Raw genomic sequence first — 24,110 nt, forward strand, 5'->3', positions numbered from 1 at the left:
GGTCCCGGCCCCCACCGGCGTTCCCGCCGGTGACGCCGTGAACGCGCGGGAGACCCGGCTCAGCCCTGCGACGGGACCGTGCGCGCGTCGGCCGACACCCCCTCGTCCTCCGGCAGGCCGAGCTGCCGCAGCCAGTCGTCGTCGAAGACCTTGGAGAGGTAGTTGCGCCCGGAGTCCGGCAGCAGGACCACGACCAGGTCGTCCGGGCCCAGACCGGCCGCCACCCGCAGCGCGCCGGCCACCGCCGTACCGGCGGAACCGCCGACCAGCAGTCCCTCCTCACGCGCCAGGCGCCGGGCGGTCAGCAGCGAGTCCCGGTCGCTGATCCGCTCGTAGCGGTCGACCACCGAGGGGTGGAAGGACTCGGGCCAGCTGTCGTCCACCGTCTCCGGGTGACGGAAGTAGCCGATGCTCTCCACGTGGTACGGGCCGCCGTCGCCGCCCGAGTAGACCGAGGCCTCCGGGTCGGCGCCCACGACCGTCACCCTCCCGCCACTGACCTCCTTGAGGTACTCGCCGGTTCCCGTGATGGTGCCGCCGGTACCGACCCCCGACACCAGATGGGTGATCCGGCCCTCCGTCTGCCGCCAGATCTCCGGCCCGGTCGTGCGAAAATGGGCCTGAGGATTCGCCGGGTTGTCGTACTGGTTGGCGAGCCAGCCGCCCGGAGTCCGGGCAGCGATGCGGACGGCCGTGGCGTGCACGTGTTCGGGATGCTCGCGCGGTACGTTGCCCGGGCAGACGACGACCTCGGCGCCGTACGCGCGCAGTACCGCGACCTTCTCCGCGCTGCTCTTGTCCGGGATCGCGAACACGCACCGGTAGCCCCGCTGCGCGGCGACCATGGCCAGGCCGACCCCGGTATTGCCCGACGTGCCCTCGACGATGGTCCCGCCGGGCCCCAAGAGCCCCTGCTTCTCCGCCGCTTCGACCATGGAGAGCGCGATGCGGTCCTTCACGCTCCCGCCGGGATTGACGTACTCCAGTTTCGCGTAGACCGGTGCGAGAGCCGTGCCGGTGACGCGGTTGAGGCGTACCAGCGGGGTGTTGCCGACCGCGTCGGCCAGTGAGTCGTGGACGTCCATCTGCGGTGCTCCTTGCGTCTGCTGAAGCTGATGCCACCGGATGATCCGGGAAGGCGCGGGCGGCCGACGCACGCCGCGCCGGGCATCCCGCGTCAGGCCGGGCGTGCGGGGGCCGGGGCGTCACCCGTCGGCGACGCCCCCGAACGTGGCAGCCCGGACGCCGCGACGAGAAGGAGACCTGGGCGGGCCGGGCGGGGCATCAGGCGGCCGGTCCGCCGCGCTCCACGGGGATGCGCTCGCCGGCCTCGACCGCGACCGGGAGACGGTTCTCCTTCGGCGGCAGGGGGCAGGTCGCCAGGTCGGTGTAGGCGCAGGGAAGGTTGGCGGCACGGTTGAAATCGATGCGGACGGCGCCCTGTTCGTCGGGAGCACCGATCTGGACGGAGCGGTTCGCCGCGTAGGTCGTCACACCGGAGGTGCGGTCCGTGAACAGCGCCATCAGCGAGCCGGGACGCTTGCCGTTGAACGTCGTGAGCCGGTGCGTCTCGCCGCCCAGCTCGAACTCGACCTGGCCGGGGGAGTCGTAGACGTGCTCCAGACCCTCGACCGCCGCACCGACCGTCACCGGACGCGGCTCCTCGAAGGGGATGAACGTGCCGGGGCGGACCCACCGTGCGGCGGGGGCGAAGGCGGGGGTGCCGGTGAAAGCGGTGCGCAGGACGTTCTCGGGGTGGCGGGGGCGCACGATGTCGTGCCCGCCGCGCTTGGCGACCTCGATCACCGCATCGCCGTACGCCGGGTACAGGCTGTCGCGCTCAGCGATGACCCCGAAGGAGTGACGCCCCGTCACCGTCGCACCGTCGAAGATCAGTTCCTCGCCGTCCGCCAGCTCCACCACCACTCCCTCGGCCGAGGTGGACCAGGCGCCCGGGGCATCCTCGAAGCGCTCCGGCTCGGCGCTCAGCCAGCGCAGACTCGTGATCGCGAGGAACCCGTGGGGGCCGGCGAGCTGCTCTTCTTTCTCGCGGTGCCACAGTTCCCACTCCTCGGCGAACGTCTCCGGGTCGGTCTGCGGGACGGTCATGTGCGCTCCCTCGTGCTGTGCGGCGGGCAGGGCCCGCGGGGCGGCTGTGCGGTTCTCCAGAGCGCAACTCCTCCCGGTACGCGCTTCATTCCCGGATTCTGCGAACGGAGTATGAACGGATTCCGCGAACCGGTGCGGTGCTCCGGAGCGGCATTGTCCGGCGAGTCGCCAGGGGTTAGCCTGCAACGAGATCACCCGAGTCCCCACGTGGTGATCCCGCGCATCGGCGGCCGGACCGGACCGCCGACCGACCCGAAGAGTGCGAGGTGACCGGCGTGCGGGCGCGACTCCTCAGGGATCACGGCAGCCGTCTTCCGCACCCAGGCGGGTCGTTCGCGTTCCGCGTCGTCCGGCGCCACGTCGATCTGCTCAGGGTGAGCAGCGCGCTGTGTACGGGCCCCGTCCCGCGCCGCTGAGCGCGCCCTCCGCGGCCGTCCCGCGCGACACGTGTCCGCTCCTCGTACCCCGCCGACCGTGAGGTCCCTCGGCGAGGGCTGAACATTCTCCGCGTCCGCCGGTGCTCCCGCGCGACCTTCCCGCTGTCGTGATGCTCCGTCACTTTTCACGTGGTCACGCGAAAGCGCGACCGCCGCGCCCGGCTTCCCGCGCGCCCCGAACGAGAGGATCATGGTGCCCGAGAACACCGCACGAACAGGGGTGTTCACCGCGCTGCGTGTCCGCGACTACCGGATCTACTGGAGCACCGGCCTGGTCTCCAACATCGGCTCCGCGATGCAGGGTGTGGCCCTGGACTGGTTCGTCTTCGACCTCACGCACAGTGGAACGGCGGTCGGCTGGGCGGCCGGTCTCCAGTTCGCCCCGGTCCTGCTCTTCGGCCTGTGGGGCGGGGTACTCGCCGACCGGTACGACCGTCGCACCCTCCTGCTGTGGGCGCAGTCCCTGTACGCGGTCCAGGCGGTACTCCTCACGGTCGCGGTGCTGACCGGCCACGCGCCCCTCTGGTCGGTCTATCTGCTGTCGTTCGGCCTCGGCTGCGTGTTCACCGTGGAGAACCCCGCACGGCTCTCCTTCGTCACGGAGCTGGTCGGCCTCTCGCTGATACCGAACGCGGCCGGGCTCAACATCCTGTCGCTCAACGCGGCCCGGCTGATCGGACCCGCGATCGCCGGAGTGCTGATCGGACTCATCGGCCCGGGCGGGGTGTTCGCGGTGAACGCCGTCTCCTTCGTGGCCGTGACCCTGGGGCTGCTGACGATCCGGCCCCGTCCGGCACCTCCGCCCGGCACCTTCGGGGCCGGACCGTCGCGTGGACCGGGGCTCGTGAGCGGGCAGGGGACCGTGAAGCGCGCGCGATGGTCGGGCGCGGGCGCCGAGGGCCTGCGGTACGTCGCCGCCCGGCCCGAACTCGCGGGCGTGCTGGCCCTCTTCGGCCTGGTGGCCACCTTCGCGGTGAACTTCCCCACGACGCTCACCCTGTTCGCCGGGCGGGTCTTCGACGTCGGCTCCGGCGGACTCGGCTTCATGTCGACCGCACTGTCCGTGGGCACCGTCGCCGGGACGCTCGCCGCGACCCGCCGCGCGGCGCCCCGGGTACGGACCGTGGTCGTCGGCGCCGTCCTGTTCGGCGCGAGCGAGGCGGTGGCCGCGCTCATGCCCTCCTACACCACCTTCCTGATCCTGCTGCTGCCCACCGGATTCGCTCTGATGACCCTCAACACCGCGGTCAGCGCCTTCGTCCAGTCGGAGGTCACCGACGCCATGCGCGGCCGGGTGATGGCCGTCTACACCGTCGTCTCGATGGGCGGCGCCCCGCTCGGCGGCCCCGCGATCGGCTGGGTCTCCCAGCATGCGGGGGTGCGGTGGGGGCTCGCCTCGGGAGCCACGGTCGCCGTGCTCTCCGCTCTGGCGGTGGCGCTCCTGCTCTCCCGGCGGCGGGGAATCGCCGCCCCCGGCCCGGCCTCCCGGGCGTGGGTGGCGGCCGGTCCGGCCGTGGCCTCCCTCCGCGCCCGTACCCGTACCGCCTCCCCGCCCCGGGAGCCGGCGCCGTCCCTCTCGTCGGCGCACGCCGACCCGTGCGTTCCCAGACCCCCTTCGACCGGAGGCAATCCTCATGACTGATCACGACACCGGGCCCCTCGGCCTGTACCTCGCCCTGGAGGCGGACGGCGACGGCGCCCACCCCGCGTCCTGGCGGTACTCGGGACGCCCGCCCGCCGCGGTCCTCGGACCGCGGGCCCTGCGGGACGTGGTGACCACGGCCGAGAACGCGGGCTTCGCCCTCGTCACCTTCGCGGATTCGCCGCTGCCGCCGGGCGCGCCGGGCGGACCGGCCGGCCGGGTGGAGGCCGGGACCCGGGCCGCGTACGTCTCGCCGCTGACCGACCGGATCGGTCTCGCGCCCACCCTGCACATCACCACCACGGAACCGTTCCACCTCGCCACCCAGCTCGCGAGCCTGGACCACGCCTCGCACGGCCGGGGCGCCTGGGTCGTCGGCGCGGCGAACGGAGCGGACGCCGCCGCCACCGTCGGCGAGCCGGTACGTTCCGCCGCCGAGCTGGCCCGCGAGACCGCCGACGTCATCGACACCGCCCGGTCGCTGTGGGACTCCTGGGAGGACGACGCGGTCATCAAGGACCTGGCCACCGGGCGCTTCCTCGACGCGGACCGGGTGCACCCCGTCGACTTCGAGGGCCCCTCCTTCTCGGTCAAGGGCCCCCTGATCACCCCACGCCCCCCGCAGGGCGGACTCGTCGTGCTGGTCCCGGACGAGCTGGACGCGGACGCCCGCGCCGACGTCGTACTCGTCGGCCGGCCCGGCCTCCCCGCCCTCGCGGAGCGCGCCACCGCGGCCAAGGAGGCCGGAGCGCCGTTGGTGTTCGCCGAGGTGGAGGTGGTCCTCGACGCGGACGCCCCTGCGGCCGGCCGGCTCGCCGCCCTGAACGGGGCCGCCCCGTGGCCGGAGACCGGTCGGCTGCGCCACGTCGGCTCGCCCGAGGCCCTGGTCGGTCTGCTGCGCGAACTGTCCGGACTGGTCGACGGGGTCAGACTGCACCCGGCCGTGCTCGCCGTCGACGTGCCGGTCCTGACCGAGCGGGTGCTGCCGGCCCTGGCGGAGACCGGGGAGCGGCCCGTACCGCGCGCCGGCGACACCCTGCGCGACACGCTCGGCCTTCCCCGCCCCGCCAACCGGTTCGCCGCCGCCCCGGCGGCCACAAACGCCTGAGGTGACCGACATGACCGTACCCAACCCCCGACCCCAGCTCCACCTCGGCGTGTTCTACACCGGCGTCGGACCCCAACTGATCTGGTCCGACCCGGACGCCCCCTCGCACACCGCTGTCGAGACCTTCGTCGAGATCGCCCAGATCCTCGAACGCGGTCTGTTCGACGCGTTCTTCCTGGGGGAGGGGCTGCGCGTACGGGAGAACAGGGGCCGGGTCTTCGACCTGGACGTGGCCGGCCGGCCCGACGCGATCACCCAGCTCTCCGCGCTGGCGGCCGTCACGACCCGCATCGGGCTGGTGGCCACCCAGAACACCACGTACAACTACCCGGCCGACCTCGCCCGCCGACTGGCCGGTCTCGACCTGCTTTCCGAGGGCCGCGCCGGATGGAACATCGTCACCACCGACAACGCCTGGACCGGAGCCAACTTCCGGCACGGCGGCTGGCTGGAGCACGAACGCCGCTACGAGCGCGCCGGGCAGTTCGTCGAGGCGGCCAAGGAGCTCTGGGCCTCCTGGGCGCCGGACGCGATCGCCCGGGACGGGAGCGCCGCGCACTGGGCGGTGCCCGGTGCCATCGGCCCGGTCGAGCGCGGAACCGACCTCGTGAGGTTCCGGGCCACCGCCACCGTCCCGGGCAGCAGCCAGGGCCGGCCGGTCCTCTTCCAGGCCGGTGACTCACCCGGCGGCCGTGAACTCGCCGCCCGCCACGCCGACGTGGTGTTCTCCGCCAACGCCGAGTTCGGCAAGGCCACCGCCTACGCCGCCGATCTCCGCGACCGGCTGGCCCGCCACGGCCGTACCCCCGACTCGCTGCGCATCCTGCCCGGCGCCAACGTCGTCATCGGTGACACCCCGGCCGACGCGGAGGAGAAGGCCCGCTGGGTACGCGGCGAACAGATCAACGGCCCCCGCTCGATCGCCTTCCTGGAGCAGTACTGGGGCACCGACCTGTCCGGCTACGACCCCGACGGCCCGCTGCCCGACATCGAACCGAGCGACCAGGAACTCGACCCCTCCCGGGGAACCCTCGCCGTCGAGCAGCGCAGCGGCAAGCTCGCGACCATCAGGAAGTGGCGTGAGCTGTCCGCCGAACGCGGCCTTTCCATACGCGCGTTGGTGACAGAGGTGTCACCTGGGCACCCCTCCTTCGTCGGTACCCCCGCGTCGATCGCCGACGAGTGGAGCCGGTACGTGCGCGAGGGGGTGGCGGACGGCTTCAACCTCCTGCCGCACCTGCTTCCGGCCTCCGTCACGGACATCGTCGACAAGCTCGTCCCGGAGCTCCAGGAACGGGGCATCTACCGCACCGAGTACCGGGGTACCACCCTGCGCGAGCACCTGGACCTGCCGCCGTTCCCCGCGATCGGCGGCTGACCGGGCGGGTCCCGCCGGCCCGCGGGGCACGGGCCGGCGGGACCGTACCCGACGCCGCCGGCCAGGACGGGGCATGACCGAGCGGCAGGGGGCGTCCGGATCAACCTTCTCAGTGCGGCAGTGCGGCAGTGCGGCAGTGCGGCAGTGCGGCAGTGCGGCAGTGCGGCAGTGCGGCAGTGCGGCAGTGCGGCAGTGCGGCGCGGCGACCGGAAGCACAGCCCGGCGACGGACCCGCCCGCCACCGTCGCGGCGCCGGCGACGCATACCGGTCGCGTTCCCGAGGTGGCGGCGGCCACGCCCGAGAGGCAGTACGTCAGCGGAGCGAGTCCGGGCGAGAACAGTCCGGAGGCGGCCGGGACCCGGCCCAGGTACGCGGGAGCGCGTAGTGCTCGCGCTTGCCGGGCGCCCGCGTCATCCGTTCTGTCCGCCCCCAGGTTCCGGAGGTCGCCGGCCGGTGCCGAACCCCGCCGTCGACTCGATCGGTGCGCCTTCCTCGTACGCGAGAGGGGGAGGAAGGGGGCGTGAAGCACCACGGCCGCCAGCCCCTTCCCGTCGGTCATCCCCTCCGCTGCGGGCGACCAGTTCGCGGTCGAGTGGTCGAGGCGGTCGGACGCCGCATCGATGTCGCCAAGGAATCATCGCGCGACGTCATTCTTACGGTCGGCAACTGCCCCTGTATCGTGCACACATGAGCGAACACCTCGTACGCGGGCGCGGCACGGGCTCTCCGGCAACGGGCGCGACACCCGTGCCACGGCCGCCCGGCCTCCTCGCGCTGCCCTCCTATCTCGCCAGTCACGTGGCGCGCCTCGGGCACGAGGCGCTGGTGGACGCGGTGGGCCGACACGGCCTGCGGCTTCCGCATTTCGCCACCCTCACGGCGCTCGCCGACTTCGGCCCGCTGCCCCAGCACGTCATGGCGGACCGGCTCGGATTCCAGCGCAGCCACCTGGGCGGGTACCTCGACGCCGTCGAGGAGCGGGGGCTGGTGCGCCGGGAGCGGGACCGGGCCGACCGCCGCCGCCAGCTCGTCGCGCTGACCGAGGAAGGGGCGGACCTCCAGCGCCGGGTGCGGCTCGTCGCCGAGGCCTCCCAGGACGTCTTTCTCGCCGTCCTCGCCCCGGACGAACGGGAGACCCTCACCACGCTGCTCCGGCGCGTGCTGGATGCCTCGGAGCAGAGCTCGTGAGGAGCGGTACGGCGCTGGGCGCCGACAGCACGGGCCCTGCGGGCGAGGCCGGTTCACACCGCCCCGGTGGGCGGCCCCGGCGGCGCACGGCGCGCGGCCGGTTCTGGGCGCTCGCGGCCTGCGGGGTCGTCCTCGCCGTCCCCGCCGCGTTGCTCGCCGTACGGCTGACGGGACGGGACGCGGGCACGTACCTCGCCGTCCCGATGGTGCTGTTCCCCCACACGGCTGTCCTGGCACTGCTGGTACTGGTCCTCACCACCTCCGTTCGGGCGGTGCGGTCCTGGAGTGCGGCGGCCGTGGCGCTGCTCCTGATCGTCGCCCACGTCTGGCTGGTGGCGCCGAGGTTCGTCTCCGACTCCGTCACCGTCCCGCCGTCGGCCGCCCGCCTGCGGGTGGCGACCCTCAACACCGACGAGGGGGCGGTGGACCCGGCAGCGGTGGTGGAGATGGTCCGCGCCGAGCGGATCGACGTACTCGCCGTGGAGCAGACACCGGCGCGAGGGCTCGACGCGCTCGACCGGGCGGGCCTCGATGCCCTGTTGCCGTACCACGCGCTGCACCCCGAGTACGACTCCTCGATCTACTCCCGCACCCCGCTGACCGGTGCGGACACCACGGACATCGACACCGTGTGGCCGCAGACCATCGCCGGAACCACCGTCGGCGGACGCACCGTCCGGCTCGTCGCCGTCCACACCTACTACCCGCTCGGGAACCCTGGGCGATGGAGTAGGGACATGTACTCCCTCGCCGTTCTGGCACGCGACGAGGGACCCGACGCCGTGTTTCTCGGTGACTTCAACGCCACCCTCGACCACGCCCCGATGCGGTCCCTGCTGGCCGCCGGACTCACCGACACCCATGCCGAACTCGGCGAGGGCTGGGCGCCGACCTGGCCCGTCGGCGCGGGGATCGTGCCTCCTCTCGTCCAGCTGGACCACGTGCTGCACGGCTCCGGACTCGCGGGGGTCTCCGTCCGCGAACGCACCCTGCCGGGGACGGACCACCGGGCCGTCGTCGCGGAGCTCGCGGTCCTCCCGGAACGGGCGGCCGCCCCGGTCGCGGGCTGACCCGCCGGACCGCCCCGCCCCGCCCGGGACCGCGGCGGGTCCGGGACGGGTCACCGGGGAGCCAGGACCCGGACCTGCGAGCCGGACAGCTTGGTCCACCAGTGGCGGTAGCGGCTGTAGGCCAGGGGATCGCGGTCCGCCAGCAGAGTGCTCAAGGAGCGGGCCTCCTCGGTGAGCGCCTCCCAGACGGCGGGATCCAGATCGCGGAAAGCCGTCACCTCGACACCGCCGTCGACCGGACGCCACACCCCCGCGACGTAACCGTCGACCAGCACCGTCGGCAGTACGTCACCGTTGACACGGATCACCTCGCGCCGGTACTCCTCGGGGATCACCCGGCTGCGGTCGGCATACGCCAGCAGCACGCTGTCCCACATCGCCATCAGCCGGGGCGGTGCCGGGACTCCGGCCTCCGGACGACCGGCCCCGACGGCGTCGAACACCACCGTCCCGTCCGGCCCTTCGAGCTGCTCGACGACACCGTCGAGAGCCCGCAGCGCCTCCCGCACCGGTCCGCGCCGCACCATGGCGAACTGCGCCACGTCCGCGACCGAAGCGGGGCCGAACGCCTTCAGGTAGCGCAGCACGAGGTGGCGCATCGCCTCCGGCACGTGTTCCTGCCCCGTGGCCGCCGGGAGGGACGCCGCCGCCACGTACGACGTTCTGGCCCCGAACGACCACGGCCCGCCCGCCGGGGCGTGCAGCAGGGGAGCGTAACCTCGCAGCCCCCACAGCGCCCCGGCCTTCTTGCCGGCGCCCACCCGCGTTTCGAGCCATGCTTCCAACTCCTTCACGGTGCGCGCCCGTTCGGCGAACTCCAGCAGTTCTGGCACCAGTCGGAAGGCGTCGTCCGGGGTGAGGCCCGCCGCCGCGAACCGGAACCCGAGCCGCGAGGCGTACAGCGTCTGCTGCATCGCCTCGCGCAGCACCCGGTAGTCCTCGGCGTGCACCGCGTGGAGCGTGATCCGCATCAGCGTCGCCTTGACCACCACGCCCTCGGTGAACGCCGCGTCCAGCTCCGCCGGATCGAAGCCCGCCAGCCGGTTCCACAGGGCGACGTACGGCGAGGCGGGCTGCTGAGCCTGCAGGGCGAGCACCCGGCGCGCCCCCTCGGCGGCGTCCAGCGGCTCCCGCCGCAGCAGCAGTTGGCGGTCGAGGGTCGCCCGGTTCAGTTCGCGCGCGGTGATCTTCATGGCGGGCATTGTGCCGGGTTCCGCCCCGGCGCGGGCAGGTGCCGCTCGCGGCACGGTCTCGTGGACCGTCACGGCCAGGTTCCGCCGCATCCCCTCAACGGTGAAGCCGCTTCCGCGCGGACGCGAGCAGCGCGCCGGTCTCCCGCAGGCGCGGCGGGCGCGTCAGCGGGGCGACCCCCCTGCACCAGGGCTGCCGCTCCGGCCGGGGCGGCCACCGGATCGCCGGCCCCGGCGCAGGCCCTGGCCGTACCGAAGGCGAGCGCGGCGGCGGGCAGAGAGGCCACGACCAGCCGGACCCGCGCCCACGACGTCGCTGACCGCCAGGGCGCTCGGCCCCGCCCGCCCGGCGCGGCCGGCCTGCGGCGCAGGCCGAAGACGGCGATCACGACGAGGTCGTTGAGGACCGGGGCCCACATCATCGCGCCGAACCGGCCCCGGGCGTGGCGTACTTGACCCAGCAGTGTGCAGAGCTTCCGGCGCAGCAGACCGCAGGTGTGCGCGGCGAGTATCTCTTCTCGTGGACGGCGGGACGGAGTCGCATCCCTCCAGGCCGCCCGCGTCGAGTGCCTCCCGCCGACGCCGGCCGTACGCGGGGCAGCGGGCGATTCTGCGGCCCTTCCCGGCGCACCCTGCGGTGGCGGATCTGCGACGCGTCGCCAAGTCGCCACTCAAAAAGCGGAGTTGATGGCAACACCCGCTGTCACGATCGGACGCGTCCCGCTTCCGTGATCTTTGGGGGTCCTCTCCGTGCATGTCAGATCCATCGCAGCCGTCGCCGGCTTGATGGCGGCACTCGTACCCGCCTCCGCCGCCCACGCGGCGGGTCCGGCCGCTCCGGCCGCCGGTCCCCGCACACCTGCTGTCACCACCCTCACGGTGCCACTGCCCACCGGCGACGCCGTGACGGTCGAGCGTTCCGGTGCGGATATCCGTTCGGCCACCGTCACCCCCGCACCCGGGCGTGCGAACGTCACCTTCACGACCAGTTCCACGGGGTCCGACGATGTCAGCGTCGTTCCGGCCGACGCCGAGCCGTTGCTCGCCGCCGGCCGGCTCGACCCCCGGCTCTTCGACGTCAAAGCACTGCTGGAAGCCGGATACGGCACCCAGGGCACCGGAGCACGAGGCGCGGTGCGGCTGATCGTCCAGCACGCCAAGGGCCCGGGTGCCGCGAACAAGGCCCGCGCGGCGGCCGGCGGCGCGGCACGCCCGGGGAGCGCGATCTCCCGCCTCGGTCTGACCGCACTCGACCCGCGCGGCAGCGCCGACGCCGCCACCACCTGGAAGCGCCTGACGTCCGGTACCGGCCGCTCGCTCGCGGGAGGGGCGAACAAGTTGTGGCTGGACGGCCGGATGCACATCGCCCTGGACGGAAGCGTCCCCCAGATCAACGCTCCCCAGGCCTGGGGAGACGGATACACCGGCAAAGGGGTCACGGTCGCGGTCCTCGACAGCGGCTACGACTCCGACCATCCCGACCTGGCCGGCCGGGTGACGGTGTCGGCCAACTTCCTCGGCGGCGCCACCGCCGAGGACGACAACGGCCACGGCACCCACGTGGCGTCCACCATCGCCGGTGTCGACAGCACGTACCGCGGTGTCGCGCCGGACGCCTCACTCGCTGTGGGAAAGGTCTGCGACAGCACCGGCTCCTGCCCCACGTCCGCGCTTCTCGCCGGCATCGACTGGGCCGTCAACACCGTCCACGCCAAGGTGGTCAACCTGAGCCTGGGCGGCCCCGCGGACGAGACGGATCCGGCGATCGCGGTCATCGACGACCTGTCGGCGAGCACCGGCACGCTCTTCGTCGTCGCCGCGGGCAACGACGGCGAGTACGGGACCGCCACGGTCGGCGCGCCCGCCATCGCGAACGCGGCGCTCGCCGTGGGCGCGGTCGACGCCGACGACCAGCTGGCCGCCTTCTCCAGCCGGGGTCCGCGCGTCGGCGACAACGCCGTGAAGCCCGACATCACCGCGCCCGGCGTCAACATCGTCGCGGCCAAGGCGGGCGGCGGTCACACGGCCAAGAGCGGTACGTCGATGGCGACGCCGCACGTGGCGGGCGCCGCCGCGCTCGTCGCCCAGGCGCACCCCGGCTGGAGCGGTGAGCAGATCAAGACGGCACTCATGAACAGCGCCGAACCGGATGCGAAGCGCTCGGCCCACCAACAGGGCACCGGCCGGGTGGACGCGGGCCGCGCCGTCCGGCAGACCGTCCTCGCCTCTCCCGCGAACCTGACGACCACTCCTGACTGGGCGGAGGGGGCAGGCAGGAACGCCGAGCACACCGTCACCTTCACCAACTCCGGTGACAGCGACACGACGCTCGACCTCACCCTCGACCGGCCGCTGTCGCCCACCGCCCAGCCCGGCAACGCCGAACAGTTCGCCGTCGACCGCGACAAGGTCACGGTCCCCGCACACGGCACCGCGACCGCGACCGTCACCACCCGCGCCGCTCTGCTGCCCCACGGCCCGTGGTCCGCGATCCTCACCGCCTCGCAGGACGGCACGCCCGTCACCCGTACGATCCTCGGCGTCGACAGCCCGATACCCACGCACCGGCTCACGCTCCACGCACAGCAGCGCGACGGCACCCCGGCGACCGGGACCGCCCTGGTGGTCAACCGCTGGACCGGTGACCGCTACCCGGTCCGTGTCAACGCGGGCACCGGATCGGTTTCCGTACCCGAGGCGCAGTACTGGATCGGAATGACCATCACCAGCGGCACCGGCACCGAACGCACCACCACGATGGCAGTCACCTCGGTCACGCCCGTCACGGACACCGCGGTCGGTCTCGACGCCCGCACCGCGGCCCCGGTCGGCGCGGACGTCCACGATCCACGGGCCCGGGCCACGGCCGTGCAGGCCGCGCTCGCACTGCCCGCCGGTGCCGGAACGTACACGCTGAGCGTGGTCACCACCGGTGCGCTCGCCGGACAGTCGCTGTACGCGACACCGTTCGACGAGGCGGACGCCCGATACCGTACGTTCGCCGTGTTCGCGGCCGAAGGCGCCTCCTCGTCGGCGCCGAGCCCCTTCTTCTACCACGTGACGCGCGACTGGAGCCACGGCGTCCCCGCCCGGCCCTCCTTCTCCGTAGGGCGCCGCGATCTGACCGACGTGCGCGTGCACCTCGACGCCCAGGGCACCCCCGCCGCGGGCACCACGGCGGCCGCCCCCGACGACGACAGCCTGCTGCCGCTCTTCATCGACCAGCAGGTCCGCTTCCCCTCGGCCGTGCACGACTACCGTACGGCCGGCGAGTGGCTCGACCGGGCCACGATCGCCGGCCGCCAGTCCATCGCGACCCCGGCGCGGGCCTTCGGCCGGAGCGCCGTGGACCGCCTGGAATTCGCGGCCGCGGTGGTCGGACCGGCGCTCCCGGCCGCGCCCTTCTACCGGGTCGGGGACAGCATGGTGTGGACGGCGACACCATGGTTCGTGGACGGCGACGGCAGCAGGGGCGGCAGCGACTGGGGTGCGTCGGGCACGCTCACGCTGGCCAGGAACGGTGAGAAGGTGAACACCTGGAACGCCGTCGGCACCGGCAGGTCCACCGCCGTTCCGGCCGGTCCCGGTCACTACACGCTCACCGCGGACCTCACGCGTGACCAGTCCTATGCCGCGCTGTCGACGCGTGTGCGGTCGGAGTGGACCTTCGATTCGGACACCGACGACGGCGCGGGAACCATCCTGCCGCTCATGGCCGTCCGCTTCACGCCGCACGGCCTCGACGCGTCCGGCGGCGCGGCCCGCCACGCCACGACGCGCGTGGACGTGGCGGTCCAGCGGGCCCCGGGGGCGACGGCGGCCACGGTCGGTCCGGCGCGGCTGGAAGTCAGCTGGGACGACGGCGTCACCTGGCGCCGCGTCGGGCTCACCCGGGGTGGGCACGGAACACCCGCCCACGCCGACCTGACAGCGCCCGCGGGTGCCGCGCACGCGACGCTGCGCGCGACGGCCACGGCGAGCGACGGCAGCGCGGTGGAGCAGACCGTCACCCGTGCCTTCCAGGTCAACAAGTCCGGCCGGTAGGGCGTCGAGCGGGCCGGTGTCCGAGGAAACCGGCCCGCTCGCACCGACGGAGCAGGAACAGGCGGCGCACCCCCGCTGCTGATACTGCCGCGGTCCGACACGGGGTGTGGCCGATGCCCGGAGCCCGCCGGCCGGTCAGCCCTTCGGCGGACGCAGCCCCAGGTGGTCCCGGAGCGTCGTCCCCTCGTACTCCGTACGGAACACGCCCTGCTCCTGGAGGAGCGGGACCACCGTGTCGGCGAACTCGTCCAGACCGCCGGGCACCAGATGCGGGGCGAGGATGAAGCCGTCGGACACCTCGCTCTGCACCGAGTCGTTCACCGCCCGCGCGACCGTCGAGGGCGAGCCGATGAAGGTCTGCCGGGCGCTGGTCTCGATCACCAGCTCCCGGATGGAGAGGCCCTCCGCCTTCGCACGCTGCCGCCACTCGGCCGCGGTCGCCAGCGGATCGCGGACCATCCGCACACTCGCCCGGCCCCGGGTCACCGTGTGCTCACCGGTGTCGGGGTCGATCTCGGGCAGCGGCCCGTCCGGGTCGTAACCCGACAGGTCCCGGTTCCACACGTGCTCCAGGAACTTGATCGCGGTCTGGCCGCTGACCTGACTGCGCCGCACCTCGTGCGCGCGCTCCTCCGCCTCGGCGTCCGTGTCGCCCAGTACGAAGGTGGCCGCGGGCAGGATCAACAGGTCGTCCCGCTCGCGTCCGTGGCGGGCGAGCCGGCCCTTGACGTCCTGGTAGAAGGCACGGCCGGGCTCCGGGGCGGAGTGCCGACTGAAGATGGCGTCCGCGGTGGCCGCCGCGAACTCCCGGCCCTGGTCGGAGTCGCCGGCCTGGAAGATCACCGGGCGGCCCTGCGGGGAGCGCGGCACGTTGAAGCGGCCCGCGATGTCGAAGTGCTGGTCGCGGTGGGCGAACGTACCGGCGTCCGCGCTGCGCAGGAACTGCCCGCTCTCCGCGTCCGCGAGGACCTCGTCCTCGGCCCAGGAGTCGAACAGCTCCCAGGAGGCCCGCAGGAACTGCTCGGCGCGGGTGTAGCGGTCCTCCTCCGCGAGGAAGCCCCCGCGGCGGAAGTTCTCGCCCGTGAACGCGTCCCAGGAGGTGACGACGTTCCACGCCGCACGGCCGGCCGAGAGGTGGTCCAGGGAGGCGAACTGCCGTGCCACCTCATACGGTTCGTTGAAGGTGGAGTTGATCGTGCCGGCCAGGCCGATCCGCTCGGTGACCGCCGCCAGCGCGGCGAGGATGCCGAAGGTGTCCGGACGGCCCACCACGTCCAGGTCGTAGATCGCACCGCCCTGCTCGCGCAGCCGCAGCCCCTCGGCCAGGAACAGGAAGTCGAACTTGGCACGCTCCGCGGTGCGCGCGAAATGGCTGAAGGAGGCGAAGTCGATCTGACTGCCGGCCTCCGGGTCCGACCAGACCGTTGTGTTGTTGACCCCGGGGAAGTGGGCCGCGAGGTGGATCTGCTTCAGGTTGTCGCTCATGACTGTCCTCCGGCCCGGACCCGGGCGTAACGGTTGGCGGGACGCGAGAGGCCGAGGAGGCCGCGCAGCGAGTCGGCTTCGTACGCGCGGCGGAACGCGTCACGGCTCTGGAGCTCGGGCACCAGCCCCCGGCTGATGGCCGGCAGGTCGTGGGCCGCGACCGCCGGACGGAGCCGGAACCCGCTCAGGCCCGCCCGCTGCCAGTCCAGCAGCAGATCGGCGAGCCCGGCGGGGGTGCCGGTGAAAATCTCGGCGTCGCTCGTCAGCGGAGCGCCCGCCACGTCGTCGAGACGCCGTCGGCGCTCCTCCGCCTTGCCGGCCGTCTCGTCGAGGAAGACCACCAGGTCCCCGAAGACATGGACGGTCTCCTCGTCCCGCCCGGCCGCCTCCTGCGCGGCCCGGATCTCCTCGGTCACCGCCCGCGCCTCGGCGGCGTCGTGCGGGGTGACGTAACCGACGTCGGTGGATCCGGCCACCAGCTCGTACGGAAGGGACGTGTGGGCCAACGAGGTCACCAGCGGTTGCCCTTGCGGCGAACGCGGCGTGATCGAGGGGCCCTTGACGCTGAAGTGCGTGGACTCGAAATCGATGTAGTGCAGCTTCTCACGGTCGATGAACCGGCCGGTGGCGGCATCGCGTATTTCCGCGTCGTCCTCCCAGCTGTCCCAGAGCCTGCGGAGCACCTCGACGTAGTCGGCGGCCTCGGCGAACAGCTCGCGGACCAGTACCTGCGTCTCTGGCAGCAGATAGTCCTGGGGACGGAACGGCGGCAGGTCCCGGCGGCCGAAGTGGGCCGCCTCGTGGGGCGAGGCGGAGACCTTGACCCGGACCCCGGCACGGCCACCGCTCACGAAGTCCAGCGTCGCGATGGCCTTCGCCAGATGGAACGGCTCGGTGTGGGTGGCCACCACGCTCGGCACCAGCCCGACGTTCCGGGTCAGCGGCGCCACCCGGGAGGCGATCAGCACCGCGTCGAGACGGCCGCGCACCTGGTCGGTGCGCCGGTCGTCGGCGGTCGGGTCGGTGGACTGGAGGGACAGCGCGTCCTCGAAGGTGACGAAGTCGAGAAGGCCGAGCTCCGCCTCCCGCACGGCGTCCAGCCAGTACCCGGCGGAGAAGAGCTCGGAGGCGCGGGCCCCCGGCTCGCGCCAGGACGCGGGGTGCCAGCCCGTGCCGTCGAGTGCCACGGCGAGATGGAGGGGTTCGGGGGGTGAGGAGGGAGACTGCGACATGGCGGGGAAGTGCCTTTCCTGATCGGCTGTGAAGTACGGGGAGGCGCGGCCGGTCCGCTCCGGGGGTCAGTTCCCCGGCGCGACGGCGGGGTCACCGCCGGGGACGCGGACCACGGCGAAGAGATTGCGCCGGCGCAGGGCGAAGCCGATCGAGAGATAGAGGCGGATGGCGTTCTCGTTGGTGGCCGCCGCGTGCAGGAACGGAACGTCCCCGCGGTCCCGGATGCCGTCGGCCACATGGCGGACCAGCCTGGTCGCGAGGCCCTCGCCGCGGTGCTCGGCGTCCGTGCAGACCGCGCTGATCTCCGTGTGGCCGGGGGGCCGCAGCCGCTCCCCGGCCATCGCCACCAGCTTTCCGCCGCGCCGGATTCCCCAGTACGCGCCGAGCTCGATGGTGCGCGGGAGAAACGGCCCCGGTCTGTTCCGCCCCACCAGGTCCAGCATCTCGGGGACGTCGGCCGTGGTCAGCCGGACGGCTTCCGGATCGGAGCCCGTGACCAGGGTGTCCGCGACGAGTTGCACACCCCCCGCCTCCTCCACGGTCTCCCAGTGGTCCGGCACGCTGCCGAGCCCGGTCACCGCCGTCTGTGCGCCGGGCCCGAGGAGCGCCGCCAGGTCGTCCCAGGCCCGCGGGTCCGAGGAGTCCCTCAGCGCCACGAAGGGGGCGACGTCGGTCTGGTAGCGGGCGGCGGAGCCGACGATCTCCGCGAAGCGACGGTGCGCTCCGGTCAGAGCGGCCCAGGCGGCGTTGTCCAGCACGTGCGGTTCGGACGGCGTGGGCCGGGCGGAAACGGGTTCGGACCTGGGGAGAATGTGCGGTGGCTGGACATCGGTGGACATGTGAGGCCGTTCTTCCTTCGGTGGGACCATGCCGTCTTCCGGCACGGTGGGCGGGGTCGGCCGGGTCAACCGACGGTGCCGGGCAGGGCGCGACCGAGGGCGAACCGCCGGGCCCCCGGCCGGCCCTCGACCAGGTCCGCCGCCAGCTCGCCGATGACGGGGGCGAACTTGAATCCATGACCCGAGAAACCGGCGAGCACCGTCACCGGGCCCCGCCGGTCGACCACGAAGTCGTGGTCGGGGGTGGACGTGTAGAGACAGGTGACCGGTTCGGATACGGCCTGAGCCAGGCCGGGCAGCCAGGTGCGTACGTACGCTTCCAGCCGGTCGACCGCCACCGGATCGGGGGTGCGGTCCCGGAGGTCGGGGTCGACGACCGGACCGACCGCGTGGAACCCCACCTTGACGCCGTCCGCGCTGCCGAGTCCGTACACCCCGCCCGGCTCGTCGAACCCGGCGCCGGGGTGGTGCACGAAGGCCGGCCACTCCAGCGCACCGTCCACCGCGAAGTGCAACGGCTGCTCCTGGGTGACCCGCAGCGGCGGCAGCCCGTCCACCACGTCGGGCAGCACGGACGGCGACCAGCCGCCGACCGCGACCACGGCCGCGTCCGCGACGACCGGGCCACCCTGGTCGGTCCCGACGGTGACGCCGCTTCCCGTCGGACGCACGCCGCGCACCCGTACCCCGTGCCGGACGTCCGCGCCGAGGCCCGACGCCGCCGCGAGCAGCGCCGCCACGGCGTCGTCGGCGTGCAGCCGCCCGCCCTCCGCGTGATGCAGCACGGCCGTGTCGGAGCGCAGCCCGGGCCAGCGCTCGGCCGCTTCGGCCGGGCTGAGCACCTGCCCCGGACGGCCCGCCGCCGCCAGCGTGGCGGCCAGCTCCCCGACGACCCGGGGCGACCCGTGGTCGATCGCCCCGGTGACCGTCAGCACCGGCCGGCCGGACTCCTCCTCCAGCCGTTGCCACAGCGGCAGCGCCCGCAGGGCGAGTCCGACGTACCAGGGGTCTGCGTACGTCAGCCGGAAGATGCGGGAACTGCCGTGCGAGCTTCCCCGGTCGTGGCCGGGTCCGAACCGTTCCAGCACCGTGACCCGATGGCCGCGTGCCGCCAGCCGCCAGGCCGCCGCCGCGCCCATGACTCCGCCGCCGACGATCACCACACTGGGTGCCATGACGGGTCTTCCTCTCTGCTGTCGTGCGTGCGACCGCACCCCGGTGCGGCCGGGGTCCGGCCCCGATGGATCAGGAGTTGGTGATCGGCAGGCCCGGCGGGTTGACCTCGGCCTTCTGCACGGCCTCGTCCTTGAGGTTCCACGCCTCCAGCCACTTCGCGTACTGGCCGTGCTCGATCAGGTAGTTGATGGCATCCGCCAGCGGCTTGGCGAGCCCGCTGTCCTTCTTCGCCGTGGCGCAGATCAGCCCCTGCAGCGAAGCCCCGGCACCCGAGTACGTACCGCCGCTGCGGGTGGCCTGCGGCGTGCTCGCGGACTGGGTGACGTGGTAGGCGATGGCCGGGTTGGGGCCGAAGTACCCGTCGATCTTCTTCGAGTTCAGCGCCAGGTACGCGCTGTTGTTGTCCGCGAAGTACTTGACGACGAGCTTCTTGCCCTCGGCCTTCAGCTTGTCCCGCCACTCCAGCAGGATCTTCTCCTGGTTGGTGCCGGAGCCCACGGCGATGGTCTTGCCCGCCAGGTTCTTGTAGTCGCCGCCGAAGTCCCAGCTCGCTTCCTTGCTCACCTCGAACCCGAGGTTGTCCTGGCGGTAGCAGGCGAACTCGTACTTCTTCTTGCGCTCCTCGGTGTCCGTGATGTTGGAGAAGCCGGCCTCGGTGCGCCCGCTGTCGATCCCCACGAACAGGTTCTCCCAGGTCGCGTTCTTCGGCTCGGCCTTCAGGCCGAAGACGGCGGCGACCAGGCGCCCGAGGTCGGGTTCGGAGCCGGTGATCGTCTTCTGGTCGTCACCGACGTAACCGAGTGGCGCGGAGCCGGCGGGAAGCATCCCCAGACCGATGGTGAACTTCCCGTCCTCGATGACGGACTTGGGCAGCTGGGCGCGGATCGCGGCGACCTCGGGGACGTCCAGCGTGATCTCCTCGGCCGCCCCGTTCGAGGCGGCGCCGATGACGACCGATCCCTTGGCGGCGGCCGAAGCGCCGACGGAGTCCTCGGTGTCGCTGTCACCGCAGGCGCTGAGCCCGGCGGCGAGGGCCAGGACGGTGCCGGCGGTGGCGAGGGTGGACAGACGGGATCTGCGGCGGGACATGTCGGTTCCTTGAGGGTGATGGAGCACAGGTGAATGGACGTGTGGGGGAGGGGAGTATCGGCGCAGGGGCCTTACTCCGACAGGCGGCTGACGTTCGATCGGTTCACGGTCCGGTGTGCGGAGAGTCAGAGGACCTTGCCCAGGAACTCCCTGGTGCGGGCCTCGCGCGGGTTGTCCAGCACGTCGGAGGGCTTGCCCTGCTCGACGATCACGCCCTGGTCCAGGAAGACGACTTGGTCGGCGACCTCGCGGGCGAACCCGATCTCGTGGGTCACCACGATCAGCGTCGTGCCGCCGGTCGCCAGCTCCTTGATGACGGACAGGACTTCCCCGACCAGTTCCGGGTCGAGCGCCGAGGTCGGCTCGTCGAAGAGGATCACTCCGGGTTCCAGGGCGAGCGCCCGGGCGATGGCCACCCGCTGCTGCTGACCCCCGGAGAGCTGACGGGGATAGCTGTCCGCCTTGTCCGCCAGCCCCACCCGGTCGAGCAGGGCACGGGCCAGCTCGCGGGCGCCGTCGCGGTCGGCGAGACCGATGGCGGTGGGCGCGGCGGCCACGTTCTCCAGCACCGTGAGGTTCGGGAACAGGTTGAAGTTCTGGAAGACGAAACCGATCCGGCTGCGCTGCGCCCGGATGGTGCGCTCGGGCAGTTCCTTCAGCCGGCCGCGGTGATGCCGTACCCCGATCGGCTCGCCGCCGACGGTCACATGGCCGATGTCCAGCTTCTCCAGGTGGTTCACCGTACGCAAAAGCGTCGACTTGCCGGACCCGGACGGCCCGAGGATCACCGTCACCGATCCCGGCTCGACCGTCAGATCGATACCGCGCAGGACCTGGTGCTCACCGAACCACTTGTGGGCCTGGTGGATCTCCACCGCCACCGGCTCGGCGCGGGCGGGGCTCTTCGTGCTCCGGGGGGCGATGACGCTCATATGCTCGATCCGATCGCGATCCTGGAGCGGGCGGCGCGAACACCGGCCCGGAGCTTCTGCAACGGGGTCGGGGGTACGGTGCGCAGCGCGCCGCGCGAGTAGTGGCGCTCCACGTAGAACTGGATCACCGAGATGACGCTGGTGAGGATCACGTACCAGAGCGTCGCCACCAGCAGCAGCGGGACGATGTCCCCGGAGTAGGTGGAGCCGAGGCTCTGGACGGTGCCGAACAGGTCGAGCAGCGAGACGTAGAAGACCAGCGAGGTGCCCTTGACCAGGCCGATCAGCTGGTTGACGTAGGAGGGCACGATCACCCGGAGCGCCTGGGGGAAGACGATGCGGCGGAACTGGTATCCGCGCGGCAGCCCGAGCGCCGAGGCCGCCTCGTGCTGGCCCTGGTCCACCGAGAGCACGCCGGACCTGACCACCTCGGCCGCGTACGCGGCTTCGTTGAGGCTGAGGCCGACCACGGCGACGGTCATGTCGGTGGCGAGCCGGGACTCGTCGAACTCGAAGAAGGCGGGCCCGAACGGAACCCCGAGGCTCAACGTCTGATACAGCGCACTGAAGTTGTAGAGGAAGAGGAGCACGACGATCAGCGGTACCGAGCGCAGCAGCCAGATGTAGACCCAGGAGACCGATCGCAGCACCGGATTGGGCGACAGCCGTCCCAGCGCGAGGATCACTCCGCCGATCAGGCCGAACACCGCGCTGAGAGCGGCGACTTCGAGCGTGATCAGCAGGCCGTCGAGCACCACCGGGCGGAAGAACCAGTACGAGAACCGGCTCCACTGGTAGAACGGGTTGCTTACCAGCCCGTGGACGAACTGCGCCACCAGGACGACGACCACCGCGGTGAGTACCCACCGCCACGGGTGGCGGAGCGGCAGCACCCGCTCGGCCGCAAGACGCGGATCGTGTGCCGAGGCGGCGCGGGCGGCGGCCTTCGGGGCCGGGGGCTCTCCGGGCGGGGCGGAGGGAGACCCGGCGGTGACCGGATCTTCCGGGGGCGCGGACGTCTCGGGCATGGGTGCTCCAGCGGTCAAAGGGCGGCCGGACGGCGTGCGGCACGCGGTCGGGCCGGGTCGGGAACCCCGGCCGGAGTCCGGGCAGGGTGCGGGGGAGACGCGGAGGGGGCGGGCGGACGTGGTCCGGCCGGTCAGCAGCCGCAGTGCGGTGCGCAGGCCGGCAGCCCGCAGGTACACGAGCGGCATGCACCGCACTCGTGCGACTGCGTACGCGAGGAGGAAGGGGACAGCGTGGCGGACGGCACGGCGGAGCGGAGGCCGCGGACGCCTGCCGTCCTCTCCGGTGCGCTCTCCATGCTGGTCATCCTGGTCTCTCTGCCGCAGTGAGCGCGCCGCTGGGACACGTTCGGTGGAACGGGCGGTCCACGGGACCGTGGCCGCCGGACCGCCGGGGAATCACCGGGCCGGTCCGGCGTCAGTTAATCCATCCGAGGGAGAAGGCGTCAATATGATCCGGAGTCGTGTGAACAGGTGTAAAGGGGTGGTTCCACCGTGCTGGGTGGACCCGCTGACACCATCCTGACCAGCGGAAACGGCATCAGGTGAGTCCCTTGTCGCGACGTCCGCAACGATGCCGGACGCCGCGTCGCACGGCGTTCATTTCGTGATCCTGTAACACGGGCTTCATGCCCGGTCATACGGCGACCACGGCAGCCGGAGCACCTCCCGGCGCACGACGCCGGACCGTGCGGTCACGTCCATCTCCTGGCCACGGCCCTCCACCGCCCCGAGGACCGCGTCCGTCGCCTTGCCGAGCAGGGTCGGCAGCACGATCGCGAGCAGCGGGACGTCGGTCCGCCCGGTGTCCTGACTACCCATCAGGAGGAGCCCGGGAGCCATCGACGAGGCGATGAGCTCGGCCGCGACCAGCAAGAGCCACCTTGGCCTGTCCCAGCCGCAGCCCCGATCACCGAAGGCGCCGCCGCGGGGACCGGCACCTGGGCGAGCAGCACGGGACCGACCCCCCCGGCGCCGCCACCTCGGGTGCGGAACCGGCCCGGCTCACTGCCGCCCGGCGAACGGAACGATGGCCGAGAGCGCGGCTGCGCTCGCGAACGGGTGCTTCCAGAGCCCGCGTCGCGCCAGGACCGGCAGGACGCCTTCCCCGAACCAGTACGCCTCCTCCAGGTGCGGGTATCCCGACAGGACGAACTCCTCGATACCCAGGGCCCGGTACTCGGTGATCAGATCGGCGACCTCCTCGTGCGAACCGACCATGGCCGTGCCCGCACCCCCGCGCACCAGCCCGATGCCGGCCCACAGATTCGGATGGATCTCCAGTCCGTCCCGGCCGCCGCCGTGCAGCGCGAGCATCCGGTGCTGCCCCTCCGACTCGCTGCGCGCGAGGCCCTCCTGCACGGACCGGATGGTCTGCTCGTCGAAGCCGTCCAGCAGTCGTCCGGCCTCGGCCCACGCCTGCTCGGAGGTGTCCCGGGTGATCACGTGCAGCCGGATGCCGAAACGTACGGTCCGCCCTTCCTCGGCGGCGAGCTTCCTGATCCAGGCGATCTTTTCGGCGACGGCCACGGGCGGCTCGCCCCAGGTGAGGTAGACGTCACTGTGCCGGGCCGCGACCACACCGGCGGCGGGGGACGAACCGCCGAAGTAGATCTCGGGGACGGGGTCGGGCACCCGTGCCAGCTTGGCATCCTCCACCCGCAGGTGCTCGCCCGCGTGGTCGACGGTGCCGCCTTTCCACAACTCCCGCACGATGTGCAGGAATTCGCCGGTGCGCGCGTACCGCCCCTCCTTGTCCAGGAAGTCGCCGTAGGCACGCTGCTCGTGGCTCTCACCACCGGTGACGATGTTCAGCAACAGCCGGTTGCCGGTGAGTCGTTGGTACGTCGACGCCATCTGCGCCGCGAGGGTCGGCGAAACCGATCCGGGACGGAAGGCCACCAGGAACTTCAGGCGCTCGGTGTGCCGGCTGACCAACGCCGTCGTGAGCCAGGCGTCCTCGCACCAGGCGCCCGTCGGTGTGAGCGCACCGACGAAGCCCAGCTGCTCGGCCGCGAGCGCGATCTGCGTGAGGTAGGGAACACTCGGCGGGCGGTCGCCGCCCGCCGCCGTGACCGGCGTGCCGTGACCGCCTCCCACGACGTGCCGGCTGTCGCCGTTGGTGGGAAGGAACCAGTGGAACGTGAGAGACATGGGGGAGGGC

19 protein-coding genes are annotated in these 24,110 nt (G+C 72.6%); 7 read left to right on the forward strand and 12 right to left on the reverse strand.

Annotation, left to right across the window (positions count from 1 at the left end; translation table 11 throughout):
- Positions 1–59 precede the first annotated feature (59 nt).
- Both ACFZAX_RS22545 and ACFZAX_RS22550 read right to left on the reverse strand, forming a co-directional pair.
- The gene (locus tag ACFZAX_RS22545; RefSeq protein WP_390963710.1) at positions 60–1,085 is read right to left on the reverse strand and encodes a pyridoxal-phosphate dependent enzyme; all 1,026 of its coding nucleotides are present in this window, start codon (positions 1,083–1,085) and stop codon (positions 60–62) included.
- A gap of 199 nt (positions 1,086–1,284) precedes the next feature.
- On the reverse strand, positions 1,285–2,109 hold the full coding sequence (locus tag ACFZAX_RS22550) for a DUF1684 domain-containing protein (RefSeq protein ID WP_390963711.1): 825 nt from the start codon (positions 2,107–2,109) through the stop codon (positions 1,285–1,287).
- Positions 2,110–2,384: 275 nt separating this feature from the next.
- On the opposite strand from ACFZAX_RS22550, the gene ACFZAX_RS22555 reads away from it, so the two are divergent.
- The 6 genes from ACFZAX_RS22555 (at position 2,385) to ACFZAX_RS22580 (ending at position 8,933) form a co-directional block, all read left to right on the forward strand.
- On the forward strand, positions 2,385–2,525 hold the full coding sequence (locus ACFZAX_RS22555) for a putative leader peptide (RefSeq protein ID WP_390963712.1): 141 nt from the start codon (positions 2,385–2,387) through the stop codon (positions 2,523–2,525).
- Between the two features lie 211 nt (positions 2,526–2,736).
- Entirely contained in the window at positions 2,737–4,188 is a 1,452-nt protein-coding gene (locus ACFZAX_RS22560; RefSeq protein ID WP_390963713.1) for an MFS transporter, read from the forward strand.
- The gene (locus ACFZAX_RS22565) at positions 4,181–5,296 is read left to right on the forward strand and encodes an LLM class flavin-dependent oxidoreductase (RefSeq protein ID WP_390963714.1); all 1,116 of its coding nucleotides are present in this window, start codon (positions 4,181–4,183) and stop codon (positions 5,294–5,296) included. Before ACFZAX_RS22560 ends, ACFZAX_RS22565 begins: the two co-directional genes overlap by 8 nt.
- A gap of 10 nt (positions 5,297–5,306) precedes the next feature.
- A complete protein-coding gene (locus ACFZAX_RS22570; protein ID WP_390963716.1) occupies positions 5,307–6,674 on the forward strand; it encodes an NtaA/DmoA family FMN-dependent monooxygenase in 1,368 nt (455 codons plus the stop codon).
- A 688-nt stretch (positions 6,675–7,362) separates the two neighbouring features.
- Positions 7,363–7,863, forward strand: a complete 501-nt coding sequence (locus tag ACFZAX_RS22575) for a MarR family transcriptional regulator (protein ID WP_390963717.1) — start codon at positions 7,363–7,365, stop codon at positions 7,861–7,863.
- Positions 7,860–8,933 (forward strand): endonuclease/exonuclease/phosphatase family protein, encoded by a 1,074-nt coding sequence (locus ACFZAX_RS22580; protein WP_390963718.1) that lies wholly within the window; start codon positions 7,860–7,862, stop codon positions 8,931–8,933. The genes ACFZAX_RS22575 and ACFZAX_RS22580 overlap by 4 nt, the downstream gene beginning before the upstream one ends.
- A gap of 50 nt (positions 8,934–8,983) precedes the next feature.
- On the opposite strand, the gene ACFZAX_RS22585 is transcribed toward ACFZAX_RS22580, so the two are convergent.
- On the reverse strand, positions 8,984–10,126 hold the full coding sequence (locus ACFZAX_RS22585; protein WP_390963719.1) for a DNA glycosylase AlkZ-like family protein: 1,143 nt from the start codon (positions 10,124–10,126) through the stop codon (positions 8,984–8,986).
- A 747-nt stretch (positions 10,127–10,873) separates the two neighbouring features.
- Between ACFZAX_RS22585 and ACFZAX_RS22590 the strand changes: the two genes are divergently transcribed.
- Positions 10,874–14,167, forward strand: coding sequence for a S8 family serine peptidase (locus ACFZAX_RS22590; protein ID WP_390963721.1), 3,294 nt, complete (start codon positions 10,874–10,876; stop codon positions 14,165–14,167).
- Between the two features lie 135 nt (positions 14,168–14,302).
- On the opposite strand, the gene ACFZAX_RS22595 is transcribed toward ACFZAX_RS22590, so the two are convergent.
- The 9 genes from ACFZAX_RS22595 to ACFZAX_RS22635 all read right to left on the reverse strand — a co-directional run bounded on the left by ACFZAX_RS22595 (position 14,303) and on the right by ACFZAX_RS22635 (position 24,100).
- Positions 14,303–15,652, reverse strand: coding sequence for an NtaA/DmoA family FMN-dependent monooxygenase (locus tag ACFZAX_RS22595; protein WP_390963722.1), 1,350 nt, complete (start codon positions 15,650–15,652; stop codon positions 14,303–14,305).
- The gene (locus tag ACFZAX_RS22600) at positions 15,649–16,884 is read right to left on the reverse strand and encodes an LLM class flavin-dependent oxidoreductase (RefSeq protein WP_390963723.1); all 1,236 of its coding nucleotides are present in this window, start codon (positions 16,882–16,884) and stop codon (positions 15,649–15,651) included. The genes ACFZAX_RS22595 and ACFZAX_RS22600 overlap by 4 nt, the downstream gene beginning before the upstream one ends.
- A 66-nt stretch (positions 16,885–16,950) precedes the next feature.
- On the reverse strand, positions 16,951–17,724 hold the full coding sequence (locus ACFZAX_RS22605) for a GNAT family N-acetyltransferase (RefSeq protein ID WP_390963724.1): 774 nt from the start codon (positions 17,722–17,724) through the stop codon (positions 16,951–16,953).
- A gap of 65 nt (positions 17,725–17,789) precedes the next feature.
- A complete protein-coding gene (locus tag ACFZAX_RS22610; protein ID WP_390963725.1) occupies positions 17,790–18,899 on the reverse strand; it encodes an FAD-dependent oxidoreductase in 1,110 nt (369 codons plus the stop codon).
- 70 nt (positions 18,900–18,969) lie between these two features.
- Positions 18,970–19,989 (reverse strand): transporter substrate-binding domain-containing protein, encoded by a 1,020-nt coding sequence (locus tag ACFZAX_RS22615; RefSeq protein ID WP_390963726.1) that lies wholly within the window; start codon positions 19,987–19,989, stop codon positions 18,970–18,972.
- A 125-nt stretch (positions 19,990–20,114) separates the two neighbouring features.
- Entirely contained in the window at positions 20,115–20,921 is an 807-nt protein-coding gene (locus ACFZAX_RS22620) for an ATP-binding cassette domain-containing protein (RefSeq protein ID WP_390963727.1), read from the reverse strand.
- Complete coding sequence (locus ACFZAX_RS22625; protein WP_390963729.1) at positions 20,918–21,949, reverse strand: ABC transporter permease subunit; 1,032 nt, start codon at positions 21,947–21,949, stop codon at positions 20,918–20,920. Before ACFZAX_RS22625 ends, ACFZAX_RS22620 begins: the two co-directional genes overlap by 4 nt.
- 624 nt (positions 21,950–22,573) lie before the next feature.
- Positions 22,574–22,822 carry a hypothetical protein gene (locus ACFZAX_RS22630; protein ID WP_390963730.1) on the reverse strand — a complete coding sequence of 83 codons (249 nt, stop codon included), beginning with the start codon at positions 22,820–22,822 and terminating at the stop codon, positions 22,574–22,576.
- A 129-nt stretch (positions 22,823–22,951) separates the two neighbouring features.
- Entirely contained in the window at positions 22,952–24,100 is a 1,149-nt protein-coding gene (locus tag ACFZAX_RS22635) for an LLM class flavin-dependent oxidoreductase (RefSeq protein ID WP_390963731.1), read from the reverse strand.
- Positions 24,101–24,110 lie beyond the last annotated feature (10 nt).

The sequence above is a fragment of the Streptomyces sp. NPDC008125 genome, from assembly GCF_042957125.1.
GTDB lineage: Bacteria > Actinomycetota > Actinomycetes > Streptomycetales > Streptomycetaceae > Streptomyces.